The organism is Sphingobacterium populi (assembly GCF_001586775.1).
Classification (GTDB): domain Bacteria; phylum Bacteroidota; class Bacteroidia; order Sphingobacteriales; family Sphingobacteriaceae; genus Sphingobacterium; species Sphingobacterium populi.
In genome coordinates, this window is the sequence record NZ_LQXS01000007.1 from 63,469 (window position 1) to 80,703 (window position 17,235).

Genomic DNA, 17,235 nt, shown 5'->3' on the forward strand with positions numbered 1-17,235 from the left:
ACAATGCTTTAGTCTGAAAGTCATGCTTCCTTTAGTGGGATAAAGGAATTTAAACTTTTTAGGATAAAGACAACAATATCTACTATGCAATCTACCAAGCATCTATTTTTGGCATTCGCCTTAGCCTTTGGCTTGTTTTTTTTCGCTTCGGCACAACAGTATGGCATTAAGGGCGTCATATTAGACGTCGAATCGATGAAACCTATCGAGGGAGCATCTGTTCGCCTACTTGAAAGAAATCGAGAAAGTGCGACAGACAAAGAAGGAAATTTTTTCTTCGACCTTCCAAAAGGTGACAAACAATACACCATTATTGCCGGATTAATAGGCTACATGCCTGATACCTTAATCGTAAGAAGAGGACAAGATGACATTGATTTTGCGACATTATCCTTAGTTAGTAAAAATTCTGTACTGGATGAGATTGTAATTTCGAGAAGACGCGAACGGATTAGTGAAATTGCTTTGCTGGATATGCGCCGTCAGTCCAATCTAATGGTAGAGTATATGGGCGCACAGGAGCTTTCTAGAAAAGGTATCTCCGATGCGGGAGCTGCCGTAAATCGTATGACAGGTGTGTCGCGACAAGAAGGTAGCAACGAAGTTTTCGTTCGCGGACTGGGCGACCGCTATAATAATACGACCCTGAATGGACTGCCAGTACCATCCAATGACCCTGAATTAAAAAACCTGGAGTTGGGTTTATTCACCTCGGATATTATTGAGTACATCACAATCGATAAAGTTTACAGCACGTATTTGCCAGGCGACTTCGCAGGTGGAAACGTAGATATTGCCTCCAAAAATTACAATGGAAAAGGTTTTCTAGAAGTAAAGCTCGGCGCCAACACCAATACCAATGTATTGAAAAACTGGAATTCCTTCTATTTACAAGACGGACCTAGCCCATTGGGTTTTGCAAACTACGGTGTACCCAATGATCCTCTAGGTGGTTTCAATTTCCAAAACAGTATGAACCCAGTAAAGAAAACGCCAATCGCTGGCAACTTGGGTGTATTAGGTGGAAAATCATTTCAATTCGGAAACGGGCATAAATTGAACCTCTTTGCTTCTGCAAATTTTACGAGCGATACGTACCATCGCGAAGGAGTGAACAGGCGTTTAAGCACAGGTCGAGAAACCATTAATGATCTATATCAGATTCGCCAAGGATATACCACCAATTCTACTGGCATGTTGACGGCTAATTACGTTTTCAATCCGAATCATAGTATCACATACAACTTTCTGTTGATGAATTCATCGGATCAGTTTTATGACACATATACAGGTGAACTGCGTGACATGGCAGAAGATGGTAGCGGATTGATCAGACGTTCTACCTTTATTCAAAACACGGTAACGGCGAATCAATTGCTAGGTAAGCACAAGCTGGATGACAAAATCGACCTTAACTGGGGCTTATCGTACAATAATGTCAAAACCAAAATACCAGATCGTATTCAAAACTACATGAAATTCGACGATCAGTTGCAGGATTATGTATTTATCCGCAACACCGTCACCGACAACCATAGGTACTTTCAAGATCTTACAGAAAATGAGATCGCGCTTAACGTCGCTGCCAGTTACAAACTGGATGATGACAAAGGCGTTTGGTCGGTCGGATACAACGGTAAGATGAAAAAACGAGCATTCGAAGATTTTCAGGTCAATTTTAGAGTACCAACTACTCGCTCCATTGATCCTACAAATTTAGACGAGTTTTTCAATCAAGCGAATCTTGATTCGGAGTTGTTTACGCAAGAAGGTTTCAACGCCGATTTGCCACAAACTTACGACGGCGATCTGAAAACACATGCTCCGTTTACGAATTTACAGTACAACTTGAACGAACGATTGAGTGGAACATTAGGATTGCGCTATGAAAACATTCGTCAGGATGTAAGCTTCATGACGCAATTGGATAGAAGCGGTAATACTAATAGTATTACGAGAAATGAAGTGCTCCCTAGCTTATTGTTGAAATATATCTTAAAAGACAATCAAAATCTTCGTATGGGATTAAGCAGAACGTATACCTTACCTCAGTTTAAAGAGCGCGCATTCTTTATCTATAGAGATATCAACGAATCCAAACAAGGTAATCCCAACCTTTACCCTTCTACCGATTACAATTTAGATCTACGTTGGGAAGCGTTCCCTAAATCATCTGAATTGCTTTCTGCAACTTTGTTCGGTAAATATATACAAAACCCAATCAATGAGGTGCAGCTAGCCTCTTCGTCGAATGATATTTCTTATGTTAACATTGGCGCCTATGGAACAGTATATGGGGTCGAAGTCGAGTTCAAGAAAGAACTACTCGCTAGTGAACAATTCGGAAAATTATCAATCGGTGCTAATGCTGCCTATCTTCAAACAGATCAGGAAATCGACTCGGAGAAGGTACGCCGCGAAACCCAGTTCCCATCAGGAGGTTCATACAATATCAACTTGACGGATTCACGCTCTGGATTTACAGGTGCCTCCAACTTTTTGGTCAATGCCGACCTAGCCTATTACAAAGCTTTCCAAAATGGCTCTGATGTAATGGCTACTGTAGTCTACAATTATTTCTCCGACAGATTGTATGCCTTAGGATCTGAAGGACGTGGCAATCAAATTGACAAAGGAGTAGGCACATTAGATTTTATCTTAAAATACAAAATCAACAATCGATTTGGAGTAGATGCAAACATCTTGAATGTGACCAATCCTAGCTTCGACCGCATTCAGGAAAATCAAACTGGCACAGACAGTTCAATTGCCGCACCGACACTTTTCAACTATAAAAAAGGGGTGCGATTCTCTGTAGGAGTTAGATACCGCCTTTAACAATATCATAACATTACGGTAAAACATAGGACAAATCGTAAGCATACTTTTGAAACAGAAAAAATCTATCCACGAAATGAAAAACAAATTTTTGACCAATTTTAAACAAGCTGCTTTAGGAGCCGCTGTATGTTTGATCACCATGGTTTCTTGCGACAGTGACAACCCAACTACAGGACCAACATCTAGCTTCGAATTAAATCGTGATGACTTAAGAGGTGTAATCACTGATGGTGAAGTAGTATTGAGCTCTGGTACGTACAAATTAACAGGTAAGTTAGAGGTAAGAGATGGCGCGACATTGACCATCGAACAAGGTGTTGTTATCGAAGCAACAGATGTGACTACGACACAACAGGAGATCCGTTACATCGCAGTCGGTCAAGGCGCAAAAATCAATGTTAAAGGAACAGCCACTAGCCCAGTAGTAATGACCGCTACTAGCAAAGCTCCAGGTAAATGGGGTGGATTGGTAATCTGTGGTAAAGCACCAATCAACAAAGGCGAAAAGGCTACTGCAGAGGTTTCTGAATTGACATACGGCGGTACTGATGCAAACGACAATTCTGGCTCAATTAGATACTTACGTTTAGAGTACACCGGTTACTCATTCAATGATGAGAAAGAATTCAACGGATTATCTATGTTCGCTGTCGGTAAAGGTACTACCATTGAGTACGTTCAAGCTTATGAAGGTTCTGATGACGGTTTCGAATGGTTCGGTGGAACGGTTGATTCTCGCTACTTAGTGGTTATCAACAACAATGCTGATAATAAATTGGCAGGTGACGATCTATTCGATTGGACGGAAGGTTGGAACGGTACAGGTGAGTTTTGGTACGGAAAAAGAACAAACAATGGAAATAGAGGTATCGAAGCTGATAACAATGGTACAACATTTACATTAACACCGATATCTAACCCAACACTCCGCAACATTACCTTAATTGGTAACAACGATGGTGAAGAAAACCAAGCTGTGAAAATGCGTGTAGGTACCAACGGAAATTTTGATAACATCGTCTTGTCTACGTGGGGTACAGGATTTGATATTCAGCACGACGAAAGTATTGCTTTTGTAAATGCGGGATCTTTGAAAGCTACTAACGTAAAATTTGTGAACGTAGGTACTAAAGTAAAGGGAACAAGCTCTGGTGGTACTGCTGTTGACATCAGCAAAATGGTTACAGAAAATGAAAGCGCAACTGGAGCCGGTAACGGTGTAAATCAGCCAGAGTGGGCGAAAGGTTGGACTGTAGGTTTCTAGTACAACTCTAAGATATTATATAATGCAATAGCGCCGGCAGATCTATCTGCCGGCGCTATTTATTTTAACGCTTTTATGCTTTTTGTATCTTTTTTAATAAGATAGCTACTAGCACCCCTTCAAATTAGTTTAAGCCTAAAAAAAGTATTAATTTGCAGATAAAAAGAGGGTAAACTATGGACAATTACGTACTGAAAACAGAAGGACTGACTTTTCGTTACGGATCTCAAAGCTCAATGCTAGCCTTTAAAGATCTCCAAATTAGCAAACAGCAGCATACCCTATTGCTCGGTGACTCCGGAACTGGAAAGAGTACACTTCTCAATCTTTTGGGAGGCCTTTCCCATCCCAACTCTGGCTACGTAAATATTAAAAACGAAGACATATACCAGCTTTCTGAATCGGCTTTAGACAAATTTAGATCTCAAAATATTGGATTCATTTTTCAAGAAGCTCATCTCTTGAAAAACCTAACACTAGCAGAAAATATTCAATTAGCCCAATCTTTGGCCGGATATAAAGTAGATCACGAAAAAATAAGCGCTTTGTTGGCACAATTACAACTCAAAGAGCACAGCCATAAGCATCCTAATCAACTAAGTCGCGGACAGCTACAGCGAGCAGCTATCGCACGTGCGATCATCAATCGGCCAGCAATCCTGCTTGCTGATGAGCCAACAGCTTCTTTGGATGATAATAATACACAGCGCGTATTGACGTTATTGCGAGAAATGGCCGATACATATGGTTCAACACTCATCATTGCTACTCACGATAAACGCGTCAAAGACGAATTCACTAATACCTACTTCCTTTAATAGATACTATTGATATGAGCATTTTACAATTAGTTTGGAAGAACATAACTCAACAACTAGGTTCGGCACTTTTGAGCATCTTGCTTACCGCCTTTGGTGTAGCCATCTTAGTTGTGATCTATATTACGAGTGATACATTTGAAAAACAACTGGATAATAACAGTAAAAATATTGATCTGGTTATCGGTGCCAAAGGAAGTCCATTACAATTAATACTGAGCTCCATTTATCACGTAGATTACCCTACGGGTAATATCTTACTGTCGGATGCGCTTGAGTTTCGCGACAATCCACTAGTTGATTTAGCTGTTCCGATGTCATTGGGCGATAATTTCAACGGGCATCGTATTATCGGAACTGACAGCAGCTATTTTGACCTCTACGAGTTGGAGATCGCGCAAGGACAAATGTGGAATAAGAGTTTCCAAACAGTGATCGGTAGCGAAACCGCGCGCAAAAATAAGCTGAAAATAGGTGATCAAGTTCATAGCGCACATGGATTGGCAGAAAACGGCCATGTCCATGACGAACACCCATTTACAGTAGTAGGGATATTGTCGCCTACCGGAACGGTTGTAGACAATCTGCTCCTATGTGACTTAGCCAGTATCTGGGATGTTCATGATATTGCTCACGATGAGAATCACGAACATGATCACGAACATGGAGATGCCCATGACCACCATCATCATGAAGATCATGATCATGCACACACGCATGACGCCGATCACCATCATGCGCATGAAGAACATGACCACACCCACGCAACGGTTTCTGATGAGGAGCCTACTCCAGATACATCAACTGTTCATGTAAAAAGTATCGGAGATGACGTATACAAATCCCAAGGTTTGGAGATTACCTCCTTGTTAGTAAGGTATAGCAGTCCAGCAGCAATTAGCACGTTACCACGCATGGTCAATCAATCGACGGCTATGCAAGCTGCTTCACCTGCGATGGAAACAACACGTTTATTCTCCCTATTAGGTGTAGGTATCGATTCTTTAGAAATCTTAGCCTACGTGATTATGTTAATTGCTGGTTTGAGCGTATTTATTAGTCTGTATAATGCGCTGAAAGAACGCAAATATGATCTTGCTATCATGCGCTCTCTTGGTGCCGGCAAAACTAAACTTTTCACGTTAGTAATAGTCGAAGGATTAGTCATTACCTTGATTGGCGGCATTGTAGGATTAATAATTGGCCACTTGGCCTTGTACTATATTAGTACACAGACCGGCCAAAGTGCCGATTTCATTCAAGCATTGGCCGTGAGCCCAACAGAATTATTGATACTTATCATCGCGGCAGCAATTGGAACGATTGCCGCCATATTACCCGCTATTAAAGCTTATAACACAACAATATCCACCATTTTGGGTGACAAATAAAATAGATACACAACACAATGAAACAGATTTTAATAGCTATCGTATTAATTTTTAGCACATATGCTGCAAAAGCGCAGATCGGTGGGAATCAATTTCCGGGAATGGAAGTGCCAGATCACACTCCTATGATGAACAAAACATGGGAGGCCATCGACAAAATGATGTACAAAGTAACTACCCAAGGCAACAAGAAAATATATACACCCGAATATCCGCCCGTACTCAAAGCACTGGAAAACAAACAGGTAGATTTGCCCGGATACATGGTACCTTTGAAAAGTGGCAGGAATCATAATACGTTTATGATATCTGTTCTGCCACTGGCGCAATGTCAGTTTTGCGGTACCAACGGCATTCCGCCAATGGTAGAAATTATCATGAAAAATGGCACAACCGTCAAATTCTCGGATGAGCCAATCAAATTAAGAGGCAAGATGGTATTTAACCCCGAGCCACTAAAAGGAAATTCTGAGATCCAAATTGTAGATGCCGTAGTGGTGAAATAATTCGGTATTTACGACATAAAAAAGGGTTTTCTGTCTAACGGCAGAAAACCCTTTTTTATGCCATCAAGACCCTATGATCTATTTAGTAGAGCCACTTCGGCGGTAGCCATTAGTGCTGCTGTTTCCGTACGAAGCCGGCTTTGCCCGAGCGACATCATATTAAAATCATCAGCCAATGCAGATGAAATTTCGTTCTCCGAAAAATCTCCCTCTGGACCTATTAAGATCAGGTAAGCAGATTTTGGCGGAAAGAAAGTGTTGAGATACGCTTTCTCCATATCAACGCAATGTGCAATAGCTTTGTGCTGCGATGGGTTAGCAGCGCGTTGTTGTTCCAAAAACTGTAAAAAGGAAACTGCCGGATTGATCTGTGGGAGGTATGCCTTTAGAGACTGTTTAATCGCAGCTACTGCCACTTTAATCAATCGATCAATCTTGACCTCCTTGCGCTCGGAGTGTTCACATATAATTGGCGTAATCTCGTCTACCCCAATCTCGGTAGCCTTTTCTATAAACCACTCTAAGCGATCCATATTTTTTGTAGGCGCTATTGCTACGTGCAAGTAGTAATCTCTTTTCTGATAGTCACGCTCGTGCGATACAATACGTAAAGCAGTACGTTTGGGGTGTGCATCGATAATCTCAGCTTGGAAAAGATCTCCAATCCCATTCACCAAATGAATCGTACTACCTATTTGCAAACGAAGCACGCGTATGGCGTGCTTGCTTTCTTCTTCCGATAAAAGGTATTCGCTGTGCGTATACCGCACATCTGGTGTATAAAATAACAACATAAATTAATCGTCGTAAACGGTATCATCGTTCGGCGTTTCCACCAAATCTAATTTCACGAATTCAATATTTTGCTGTGTCTTTTTCATGATGGTAAAGTTGTAACCCAAGTCTTCGCAGCTATCACCTACATCAGGAATACGCTCAAAAACATGACTAACTAAGCCAGCAATCGTATCATAATCAGAACTTTCCGGCAATTCCAAAGGCAAGAATTCATTCACATCGTGTACATTAGCACCCGCATCTACCATAAATTCGGTATCCGAGATACGTTCCACTAATGGCGTTTCTTCGTCGTACTCATCTTGAATATCGCCTACCAACTCTTCTACAATGTCTTCAAGCGTCACCATACCAGCCGTACCGCCAAACTCGTCCAACACGAAGGCAATTTGTATACGTTTCTGCTGAAATTCCGCCATCAGATCATTGATCTTCTTGGTTTCTGGAATGAAGTAAGGCTTTCGCATAATCCGTTTGAGCACAACTTCCTTCCCTTTGGCCACAATAGGAAGTAGATCCTTGGTATGAACCAAACCAATAATCTGGTCGATATTATCTTGGTAGATTGGCACACGAGAATATCCTTCTTCGGTAACCCGAATGATGAAATCTTCTGGTGTTTCATTCACTTCTGCCGCAACGATCTTGGTACGCGGAACCATAATATTTTTGACAATACGTTCGTTAAAGTCAAACACATTTTTGATCAATTCATGCTCCGAAGTATTCAAGGCACCACTTTCGCGACCTTTTTCTAATAGATATTGTAACTCTTCAGAAGAATGGCTTACTTCATGCGCATTCACCTGAATTCCTATGAGCTTCAACAATTGATTGGCAAAGCCATTCAATACCCAAATGATGGGTTTGAAAACGTAATAAAAGAACTGTAGCGGCAAAGCGATCCGCATCGTGGTCGCTACAGGTTTTTGGATGGCGATAGATTTTGGAGCCAACTCACCAAAAACAATATGCAGGAAGGTGATAATCGCGAAAGCTAATACATGCCCCAAATTTGTGGCCCAACGTCCGGTCAATTCGATATTGAAGAAACCAAACATATTATTAACAATGTCCGTCATCACCTTCTCACCTACCCAACCTAATGCTAAGGAAGCCAAAGTAATTCCGAGCTGAGTAGCGGCAAGGTAACCATCCAGGTGCTCAGTAATATTTTTGGCCATCGTGGCCACTTTGCTACCAGATTTAGCCTGAAGCTCAATCTGTGATGCCCGAACTTTCACAATAGCGAACTCTGCCGCCACGAAAAAGCCGTTAGCAAGAACCAAGAAGATTGTCCAAAAAATATCGAGACCCATTTACTTATTGTATCTATTTATTACCAAACTCTTTTTTATACAATTCAATGCTCTCTAAAATAACATTTTCTGCATAAGTTCTGCCATATAAATTTTCGATCGTCACATTTTTGTTCTCCAATGCTTTATAATCTTGGAAGAAACGAACGATCTCTTTCATCGTGTGAGGAGGCAATTCCGAAAGGTCATTAATGTAATTGACCGACATATCGTGCTTTGCTACCGCAATGATTTTATCATCTTGCTCACCGCCATCGATCATGTGCATCACACCAACCACTTTAGCTTCGATCAAACTCATCGGATATACATCTACGGAACAGAGTACCAAGATATCTAAAGGATCTTTGTCATCACAGTATGTCTGCGGAATGAAACCATAGTTAGCCGGATACATAACCGACGAAAAAAGGACGCGATCCAACTTGATTAAGCCGCTATCTTTGTCGATTTCATACTTTGCTTTGGATCCCTTTGGGATTTCGATGATGGCATTTACGGAGCTAGGCAAATCGTCGCCAGGCGATACCTGATGCCAAGGGTGTTGTGTACTCATGTAATGTATTAACTAATTGTTTTCTTTGTTTTTAAGGTTTTTCAGTCGACGTCGTAGCAAGGCAATGGCTATCGGCAAAAATGCCACTACAATCAAACCGACGATGATATATTCTACATAATTAATTACTTCGGGAAACTTCACCCCGAGGTAATAACCGGTCAATGTTAGTAAAGACACCCACAAAAAGGCGCCAATAATATTGTACAAAACGAATTTTCGAAAGTTCAACTGTACTACTCCCGCAAATATGGGAGCAAATGTACGTATAATCGGAACAAAACGACCGATAATCAATGCAGTACCGCCCCATTTTTGGAAAAATTCTTCGGCCATCACCACGTACTTCCGCTTAAATAATATGGAATCCTGCCGCTTAAACAGCATAGGCCCGGCACGATTTCCAAACCAGTAGCCCACAAAATTACCGAGCACACCGGCACCCAATATACCTAAATATAGTGTGATAATATCAACATCGATCTTGCCCAAAGCACAAAACAAACCTGCCAAAAACAGGAGATAATCTCCCGGCAGGAAAAAACCGAAGAACAGGCCGGTCTCTGCAAATACTATAATACAGACGATGTAGAACCCACCATGACTTAGCAGGTATTCGGGATCCATCAATTGCTGAAATGATAATAGAAACTCTTGCATATAGATCAAATAACGCCCCTAATATCGTCTTGCGCAGCTGCTTGCAGGAAGACAATCATGAAATTTGCTGATTGTAGATTTGGATAACTCGTAAAGGGTGTTGGCGGCTTATCCATGCGTAACTTTAGAGATGGCTTCACGAATTTCTTCCGAAATCGCTAACATATCCTCTTCTGAGAATTCCAATTTGGGCTTCTCAAAGTTCAAATCTGAGATTTGATTGATTGGCACCAAATGAATATGTGCATGTGCGACTTCTAATCCGACAACGGCTACACCAACACGATCACATGGAATAGCCTTTTTAATACCTTGGGCAACTATTTTGGCAAACATCCACATGCCCATATATGCATCATCGCCGATATCAAATAAATAATCTGTCTCTTCTTTCGGAATCACTAACACGTGTCCTTTGGCAATAGGTCGCACATCCAGAAAAGCAAGATAATCATTGCTTTCTGCGACTTTGTATGCAGGTATCTCACCAGAGACGATTTTCGAAAATATTGTAGACATAACTACTATTAGTGTATAATGAACTGGTATCTGAATATGAAAACACCTTACACAGCACTTTTGTTTGACAGTGCAAGGCTCTAAAATTGCGCCCAGTGATCAATAGCAAATATAACAAAAAAAGAAAGAAGTCGGGAAATGCATTCGCGACTTCTTTCTATACTTATGCGTGACTACGTGCGGTTATGGCAGAACCGCACATAACCACTACGCTTTATCTAACGTGAGATTTCCAAGATTTCTAGGTTCAACTCACCTGCTGGAACAGTTACCGTGGCAACGTCACCTACCTGTAACCCCAACAATCCTTGCGCGATCGGTGATTTCACAGAAATCTTTCCTGACTTAAAATCTGCTTCTGTTTCTGAAACTAACTGATAGGTCATGACCGCGCCATTTTTTACATTTTTAATCTTTACGATGGATAGCGCCAATACTTTTGAGGTATCTAAGTTAGATTCATCAATAATCCGAGCAGTAGACAAAATTGTTTCTAACTTGGCAATTTTTGCTTCATGCAATCCTTGCGCTTCTTTTGCGGCATCGTACTCCGCATTCTCTGAAAGATCTCCTTTATCTCTTGCTTCTGCAATAGCGTTGGCAATTTTCGTACGACCTTCGGTCTTCAGATATTGCAATTCATCTCTAAGCTTGGCCAGCCCCTCTTCTGTATAATAAGTTACTTCTGCCATAATAAACTTTCTAAATAAAACTATTTTTTAAACATAAGACAATAAAAAAGGCAAGACCATACTGCCCAGATAGGACAACATGGCCTTGCTCATTAGCACGAAAATAATGATCCTTATCTATAAAACCAAATTTAATCTGGAATTTTGGACATATCATCGACAAACTTATAGCCCAATCCACGCACGGTCTGCAGGTAGGATGGTTTGTCTGGGTTTTTCTCGATTTTTTTACGTAACCGAACGACATGCATATCTAAAGTACGGGTATTTACGTTAGAACTATATCCCCATACCGCTTCCATCAGCTCGTCACGCGTTACATCGTTTCCCTTGTTACGAAGAAAGTGCAATAAAATACGATTTTCCAAAATGGTTAATTCTATCTTTTTGCCATCCCTCACGAGCGAGTGAATATTTGGATGATGCTCAGTTTGCCCAAAATGATATACTTCCGAGCCAGATTTAGGCACGAAAAAGCGCACCTTATTTTCGATCATCGCTACCAATACATCCATATTGAAGGGCTTCGTGATGTAATCACTTACTCCATAGCTATAGGCATCAATTTTATCCACATCTTGTGACTTGGCAGTCATCATAATGATGATATTTTCGAAGCCAGCTTTACGCACTGCTTCGCAAACTTCGATACCTTCCTTTCCAGGCAACATCCAATCTAGTAATACGATATCTGGTTGCTTTTCTAGTATGACCTTCTCCGCATCCAAGCCGTTAGCGACCTGTAAGACTTGATAGTTTTCGGTCTGTAAACGATGGCTGACCAAAAAGCGAAGATTTTCATCATCCTCTACAACGGCAATAGTTATTTCTCTTTCCATGTGATTCCTTACTTTTATCTAGGGAAGGCCAACGTAAATATAGTGCCCTTACCTAATACACTTTCCACTCGGATTTCTCCGCCCATAAACTCTGTGATTTCTTTACAAAAAGCTAACCCTAAGCCTATGCTCCCCCCTTGATTAAATTGATTCTGTATACGATAGAACTTTTTAAATATATTTTTTAATTCAGCTTTCGCAATCCCAATTCCCTTATCGCTGAAGATCATAACGAAATTTTTCTTCGTTTGCTGTATCTCCACGTGAACAATACGCTGTCCTGCCGCTGAATACTTGTACGCATTATCTACCAAGTTATGAAAAACTGAAGCCAACAAAACAGGATCGGTGTGCAGTTCGTCAGTGACCTCAACGCTGTACGTAAGCATCAAGTCAGTATATTTGATTCGGCATGCTTTGAATATCTCTTCACAAAATTCGTGCAAATTAATCCATTCTCCTTTGAAGGGTATAGATTTGTTCTCTATCTGCGCATAAGACAACAATTTATTCATTAAGTTGTTTAGCTTATCGGCCTCTTGATCGAGTATTCGACCATACATGAAACGCTCTTCGTCGGTCACGCTCTGTGCGCTTTTTATGTTATTGCCCGCAATTTTAATGACGCTCACTGGTGTTTTGAACTCGTGTGTTAGGTTGTTGATAAAATCGTACTGTAGTCGATAGAGCCTATTGTTGTTGTTGATGTTGCGATATATTAAATATACGATGGACAGAAGGATGATGTATAACACCGATATGCCGAGTACGACGGGAATGAGCAACCGATATACCTCTTTTGTAATAAATTCTAAAGAGGACTCGAATTTGATCTTGAAATCAGATAGTGCGCCAGGCAATGGTAATTCGGTAGAATAATAGGTTTTCTCTTCCATAGCTGCCGGATCTGTTAGCGGAGCAATAGAAACTTTTTCGTAGTACCTTGGCTGCGTATTAGTTAGTCGCAACTTTTGAGGATTGATCTGAAACAAAAACATATCTTGCTCGAAAAAAGCATCTGGAAGGCCATCATTAATCAACAAGGTTTTGTACAGTAGTAGATCACTAATGCGTGGAATATTTAGGTAACCAATCTTTCCGGGCGACAAAGAGTAAAACACACGATAGATTTCATCCTCGGTTAGTGTGGTCGACTCGTTTACTTTGGCTAGGTAGTCAAAAAATTTGATCGCGGCATTATTAAAATCTCCTGCATAAGGATCTGGCTCTTCCTGAAAGTTGGAATTTATCTGCAATCGATGCGCATTATCTAGTTTAAATCTGATAATCGATTTTGGATGGAAGAGCAAATTGTCGCGATAGCGAACACCTCGGTTTATAGTACGCGAATTGGTGATCATTACATCGTAAAATACGACTTCTTCGACAAAGGGGTTTTTACGGAGAGCTCGTTCTGAAAATTGCCTCGCTTGAGTCGAATCAAGAAATCCTTGATAATACGAAAGCTCGGGAATACCGTTGTACAGAAACTCGTTGAACGGTTTTATGGTGGCGTCAAAAACATCTGTCTTTCGATTATAAAACTCCGATTCGACATGATTAATAATAGTAGATCGTGCAAGACCAACCGCTACTACATAGAGTATGGTGACGATCGCTAAAAAGGCGATCAGCAAACCAAAATTCTTTTGATAGCGAACTACAGGCTGTGGCACTTAATCTTAATTTTTAATGTAAGTATTTTTTCAGAAAGCTCTCTATTTCCTGAAAGTACAAGGTCATATTTTCTTCGTTCTTGAATCGTCTACCTTCTTCTTCTTTGAAGATGTAGCGTACAGGAATATTATTTTGTTTTAATCGTGCGACGAATTGATTGGCGTCTGTTACGGATGTAAACTTATCTTTTCCTCCTTGAAAAAACAGCACTGGTTTTTTTACTTTACCCGCATGAAACAATGGTGAGATCGTCTTAAAAAATTCGGTTTCGCGCTCTGGATTTCCAATAATCTGGTAGTACATCTGTACATATTTCTTCAAATGCGGCGGTATTTCTTTAAAATAGGTAAACAAATTACTATAACCCGAAGAAGAAATAATGCATTTGTACATAGATGGATTAAAAGTAGCCGCATGTAGCGCGGAGTAACCACCAAAACCTGTACCCATGATCGCCATCCTATTTTTGTCGACCTTACCTTCGTGAATCAGCCAAGTGACGCCGTCTGTAATATCTGATTGAATGCGACCGCCCCATTCACGAAAACCAGCAGACCAAAAAGTTTTGCCATATCCTGCTGTACCGCGATAATTGATCTGAAAAACAGCATAACCACGATTGGCTAAAAACTGCACTTCTGGATTGAATCCCCAATCATCTCGACGACTAGGACCATCGTGCACCAGCACCACTAGCGGACAATTCTTTTTATTACCTTTTGGATAAGTTATAAATCCATTAATTTCTTGGTTATCGCGTGCACTGAATTTCACAGCCTCCATCGGGAGCATATCATCTTCGTTGAGATCAGCAAAAGTGGTGGTCAATTGCTTTACTTGCTCGCTCCCATTATCGTAATAATATAGTTCGCCAGGTCGTACATCGCTATACACACGAACAATAAAACGCTGCAGCTCGCTATCCATATCTACAAAATCTATGGCATTACCATCAAAGCGGTGCTGCAATTTTTTGTAAATGGTATGTAATTCGGCATTAAAGAAGGTGTACTTTTTACGACAAGCACTCGTCGTGGCATACAGCTGCTGATGACGCTGATAAGAAAATCCTTCATTATTTACATCGACATGCTCGTCAGCAAAAAACTCTTGTACTTCTTGTCCAGTAGACACATCATATTCTACTATAGCAAATTTATCTCTGTTTTGATTGGACATAGCTACAATCGAAGTGGTCGATTCGCCTAAATAGCCGATTGGATTTACTGAAGTCTTAAAATCATAAACCCCTACCTGACGAAACGGTTGCTGTTCATTTGCTCTGTATAAAATAGACTCCTGCACGCTATCGCTCGTCATTGCCAATCGTACTACGCCATCTGCCGATGGTAACCATGAGGTTATCATGCCAGGATTTTTGTACACCAATTGTGCCTTACGCCCATCCAAAAATACTTTGTACAAATCGAAAACGCTCGAGTCGCGCAGGTTCATCGATGCATATACAACTCCCTCGTAATCACGAATTGGCTGCATAAATTTTAGCCTGCTTTTGATAGGATCTACCAATTGTAGGATAGAGTCTGTCTCTACATTTACAGCATAAAGCCGCAATATATCGTCGGTATAATGCGAATTGGAGAATACAATAACACTATCATTAGCCCAATGAAAATTATGAACATTTAAGTTATCTTGATAGGTCAACTGTTTGGACTGATCTTCATCTGATAGATCCATGATGAAGATATTTTTGCAATGATCGTGCAAGCCCAGATAAGCGATCTTAGTACCATCGGGTGATAGTTTGAAATGGCTACGATCTGCTTTAAATATGAAATTTTCGACAGGAATAACCTTGTTCTGCTTGGTAGGTGCATTACAGGCACAAAGTACGAGCAATAGCAGCAAATAGAGATAGGAAGTGTGTTTATATCTAAAATTCATACATGACAACTGCACTTAGTTCAAATATTGCAATAATTTAATGATTTGACTGTTTTGCAACTTTAATTTTACAGGGATGGGAATGTTTGTAGTTGACGAATATTCGTAATCAAAAAAATGTATTTTTGTGCAATGTATATGTACAACATTTCTATTATCCTAGAAGACTCGGCGCAGGCAGATGCGTTGAAATGGATTACTACGACGTATGTGCCATCTATCCCGACACAGCACAATCCGCAGTTACTTAATCTTTTGGATTCGCCTCATGAAGGTCATACTTATTCGCTGCAACTGAAGTTTGATAAGCGCCCTACTTTAGAGAATTTTAAAACTGAATACCTAGGAAAATTGCAGAGTTACCTAGCTACTCATCACGCAGAGCGTGCATTTATTTTTGACAGCACCATGCAGTATCTTTAAAGATTTGCATGGAGGCTGCTTTAGCATCAAAGATATTTGCTCTGTGGCTTGACGCGAAATTTTTTATACCATAAAATTCCTACCCCAGCGCCAATAATGAACGGCATCGCTAATAGGAAAAGAATGCCATCATTGAGGCCCTTACCTTGCATATTGCCTTCTTTGGTGCTGTTTTCAGCATTCAGTGTACACATCGCACACTGAGCTTCTCCGCGAAGCGGAATGATCGACGATAGGGCCACAGTCATCACTAAGGCCAACACGAAATGCCTGATATAAACCATAAGACAAAAATAAACAATTAAATATTGTTGAGGGAATCGATTATAATAGTGAGTTGAATTTTTCCCAAAATCCATCCACGGGCAGAGCTGCCTCTATACGCATAGGTTCATCTTTTACTGGATGCTCAAAAGCCAAGGCGCGCGAATGCAGACATATGGTACGTTGATGACTTCCACGTGGATAACCATATTTATTATCGCCCACAATCGGACATCCCATATAGGATAGCTGAGCTCTGATCTGGTGTGTACGACCGGTAAGTGGTGTTACTTCGAGCAAATAGAAACCATTCAACTCTCCTATTACTTTATAATCTAGCTCAGCTCGGCTACCATTTTTTACTTCTCGATCGTACGCCTTAGTGATCATTTTCTTACGATCCCGCAAGAGCCAATTAATTAATTTCGCTTCTTCCTGTTCCGGCTTGTTTCGTACGACTGCCAAATACGTTTTTTGCACTTTTCGGTCGTGAAATAAGCGATTCATACGGTCTAGTGCTTTGCTTGTTTTTGCAAATAAGATCATACCACTTACTGGACGATCTAAGCGATGAATAACGCCTAAAAATGCTGCTGGCTTGTCGTATTTCTTGGCCAGATATGCTTTGGTCATATCCTCGAGCGAAAGATCGCCTGTCACATCAACCTGTACAATATCACCACCGCGTTTGTTGATCGCGATTAGATGATTGTCTTCATAAATAACGTCTTTATCCGAAATTCCCATCAATGCTTTTATC

The 17,235-nt window shown here is 40.6% G+C and carries 17 protein-coding genes; 6 read left to right on the plus strand and 11 right to left on the minus strand.

Annotation, left to right across the window (positions count from 1 at the left end; genetic code table 11):
• Positions 1–84: 84 nt before the first annotated feature.
• The 5 genes from A0125_RS14435 (at position 85) to A0125_RS14455 (ending at position 6,820) form a co-directional block, all read left to right on the plus strand.
• The gene (locus A0125_RS14435) at positions 85–2,838 is read left to right on the plus strand and encodes a TonB-dependent receptor domain-containing protein (protein ID WP_066757874.1); all 2,754 of its coding nucleotides are present in this window, start codon (positions 85–87) and stop codon (positions 2,836–2,838) included.
• A 76-nt stretch (positions 2,839–2,914) separates the two neighbouring features.
• Positions 2,915–4,105 (plus strand): hypothetical protein, encoded by a 1,191-nt coding sequence (locus tag A0125_RS14440; RefSeq protein WP_066757876.1) that lies wholly within the window; start codon positions 2,915–2,917, stop codon positions 4,103–4,105.
• A 176-nt stretch (positions 4,106–4,281) separates the two neighbouring features.
• The gene (locus tag A0125_RS14445) at positions 4,282–4,923 is read left to right on the plus strand and encodes an ABC transporter ATP-binding protein (protein ID WP_066757877.1); all 642 of its coding nucleotides are present in this window, start codon (positions 4,282–4,284) and stop codon (positions 4,921–4,923) included.
• A gap of 14 nt (positions 4,924–4,937) precedes the next feature.
• Positions 4,938–6,314 (plus strand): ABC transporter permease, encoded by a 1,377-nt coding sequence (locus tag A0125_RS14450; RefSeq protein ID WP_066757880.1) that lies wholly within the window; start codon positions 4,938–4,940, stop codon positions 6,312–6,314.
• 17 nt (positions 6,315–6,331) lie between these two features.
• Entirely contained in the window at positions 6,332–6,820 is a 489-nt protein-coding gene (locus A0125_RS14455; RefSeq protein WP_066757884.1) for a DUF3299 domain-containing protein, read from the plus strand.
• A gap of 71 nt (positions 6,821–6,891) precedes the next feature.
• Here A0125_RS14455 and A0125_RS14460 read toward each other — a convergent pair whose 3' ends face one another.
• From A0125_RS14460 to A0125_RS14500, 9 genes are all read right to left on the minus strand, one after another.
• Positions 6,892–7,614 carry a 16S rRNA (uracil(1498)-N(3))-methyltransferase gene (locus tag A0125_RS14460; RefSeq protein WP_066757886.1) on the minus strand — a complete coding sequence of 241 codons (723 nt, stop codon included), beginning with the start codon at positions 7,612–7,614 and terminating at the stop codon, positions 6,892–6,894.
• Positions 7,615–7,617: 3 nt separating this feature from the next.
• The gene (locus A0125_RS14465) at positions 7,618–8,937 is read right to left on the minus strand and encodes a hemolysin family protein (RefSeq protein WP_066757893.1); all 1,320 of its coding nucleotides are present in this window, start codon (positions 8,935–8,937) and stop codon (positions 7,618–7,620) included.
• 13 nt (positions 8,938–8,950) lie between these two features.
• Positions 8,951–9,493 carry an inorganic diphosphatase gene (locus tag A0125_RS14470; protein ID WP_066757895.1) on the minus strand — a complete coding sequence of 181 codons (543 nt, stop codon included), beginning with the start codon at positions 9,491–9,493 and terminating at the stop codon, positions 8,951–8,953.
• A 12-nt stretch (positions 9,494–9,505) separates the two neighbouring features.
• Complete coding sequence (locus A0125_RS14475; protein ID WP_066757896.1) at positions 9,506–10,153, minus strand: DedA family protein; 648 nt, start codon at positions 10,151–10,153, stop codon at positions 9,506–9,508.
• Between the two features lie 108 nt (positions 10,154–10,261).
• Positions 10,262–10,672 carry an HIT family protein gene (locus A0125_RS14480; RefSeq protein ID WP_066757902.1) on the minus strand — a complete coding sequence of 137 codons (411 nt, stop codon included), beginning with the start codon at positions 10,670–10,672 and terminating at the stop codon, positions 10,262–10,264.
• 218 nt (positions 10,673–10,890) lie between these two features.
• Positions 10,891–11,364 carry a transcription elongation factor GreA gene (gene greA / locus A0125_RS14485; protein ID WP_066757905.1) on the minus strand — a complete coding sequence of 158 codons (474 nt, stop codon included), beginning with the start codon at positions 11,362–11,364 and terminating at the stop codon, positions 10,891–10,893.
• 131 nt (positions 11,365–11,495) lie between these two features.
• Complete coding sequence (locus A0125_RS14490) at positions 11,496–12,203, minus strand: response regulator transcription factor (protein ID WP_066757907.1); 708 nt, start codon at positions 12,201–12,203, stop codon at positions 11,496–11,498.
• A 14-nt stretch (positions 12,204–12,217) separates the two neighbouring features.
• Complete coding sequence (locus A0125_RS14495) at positions 12,218–13,879, minus strand: sensor histidine kinase (protein WP_066757912.1); 1,662 nt, start codon at positions 13,877–13,879, stop codon at positions 12,218–12,220.
• A 13-nt stretch (positions 13,880–13,892) separates the two neighbouring features.
• A complete protein-coding gene (locus A0125_RS14500; RefSeq protein WP_066757915.1) occupies positions 13,893–15,788 on the minus strand; it encodes a S9 family peptidase in 1,896 nt (631 codons plus the stop codon).
• A 138-nt stretch (positions 15,789–15,926) separates the two neighbouring features.
• Here A0125_RS14500 and A0125_RS14505 point away from each other — a divergent pair, with 138 nt between their 5' ends.
• The gene (locus A0125_RS14505; protein WP_197464891.1) at positions 15,927–16,211 is read left to right on the plus strand and encodes a DUF4286 family protein; all 285 of its coding nucleotides are present in this window, start codon (positions 15,927–15,929) and stop codon (positions 16,209–16,211) included.
• A gap of 26 nt (positions 16,212–16,237) precedes the next feature.
• Here the strand turns inward: A0125_RS14505 and A0125_RS14510 are convergent, their stop codons facing one another.
• Positions 16,238–16,495, minus strand: coding sequence for a hypothetical protein (locus tag A0125_RS14510; protein WP_197464892.1), 258 nt, complete (start codon positions 16,493–16,495; stop codon positions 16,238–16,240).
• Positions 16,496–16,535: 40 nt separating this feature from the next.
• Positions 16,536–17,222 carry an RluA family pseudouridine synthase gene (locus tag A0125_RS14515; RefSeq protein ID WP_066757919.1) on the minus strand — a complete coding sequence of 229 codons (687 nt, stop codon included), beginning with the start codon at positions 17,220–17,222 and terminating at the stop codon, positions 16,536–16,538.
• Positions 17,223–17,235: the final 13 nt, after the last annotated feature.

Excerpts from the sequence above, each read along its gene's own strand:
- A0125_RS14460 (WP_066757886.1), bottom strand. The coding sequence starts at position 7,614 with ATGTTGTTATTTTATACACCAGATGTGCGGTATACGCACAGCGAATAC.
- A0125_RS14500 (WP_066757915.1), bottom strand. The coding sequence starts at position 15,788 with ATGAATTTTAGATATAAACACACTTCCTATCTCTATTTGCTGCTATTG.
- A0125_RS14445 (WP_066757877.1), top strand. The coding sequence starts at position 4,282 with ATGGACAATTACGTACTGAAAACAGAAGGACTGACTTTTCGTTACGGA.
- A0125_RS14435 (WP_066757874.1), top strand. The coding sequence starts at position 85 with ATGCAATCTACCAAGCATCTATTTTTGGCATTCGCCTTAGCCTTTGGC.
- A0125_RS14490 (WP_066757907.1), bottom strand. The coding sequence starts at position 12,203 with ATGGAAAGAGAAATAACTATTGCCGTTGTAGAGGATGATGAAAATCTT.
- A0125_RS14510 (WP_197464892.1), bottom strand. The coding sequence starts at position 16,495 with ATGGTTTATATCAGGCATTTCGTGTTGGCCTTAGTGATGACTGTGGCC.
- A0125_RS14505 (WP_197464891.1), top strand. The coding sequence starts at position 15,927 with ATGTACAACATTTCTATTATCCTAGAAGACTCGGCGCAGGCAGATGCG.
- A0125_RS14450 (WP_066757880.1), top strand. The coding sequence starts at position 4,938 with ATGAGCATTTTACAATTAGTTTGGAAGAACATAACTCAACAACTAGGT.
- A0125_RS14480 (WP_066757902.1), bottom strand. The coding sequence starts at position 10,672 with ATGTCTACAATATTTTCGAAAATCGTCTCTGGTGAGATACCTGCATAC.
- A0125_RS14465 (WP_066757893.1), bottom strand. The coding sequence starts at position 8,937 with ATGGGTCTCGATATTTTTTGGACAATCTTCTTGGTTCTTGCTAACGGC.
- greA (WP_066757905.1), bottom strand. The coding sequence starts at position 11,364 with ATGGCAGAAGTAACTTATTATACAGAAGAGGGGCTGGCCAAGCTTAGA.
- A0125_RS14470 (WP_066757895.1), bottom strand. The coding sequence starts at position 9,493 with ATGAGTACACAACACCCTTGGCATCAGGTATCGCCTGGCGACGATTTG.
- A0125_RS14440 (WP_066757876.1), top strand. The coding sequence starts at position 2,915 with ATGAAAAACAAATTTTTGACCAATTTTAAACAAGCTGCTTTAGGAGCC.
- A0125_RS14475 (WP_066757896.1), bottom strand. The coding sequence starts at position 10,153 with ATGCAAGAGTTTCTATTATCATTTCAGCAATTGATGGATCCCGAATAC.
- A0125_RS14515 (WP_066757919.1), bottom strand. The coding sequence starts at position 17,222 with ATGGGAATTTCGGATAAAGACGTTATTTATGAAGACAATCATCTAATC.
- A0125_RS14455 (WP_066757884.1), top strand. The coding sequence starts at position 6,332 with ATGAAACAGATTTTAATAGCTATCGTATTAATTTTTAGCACATATGCT.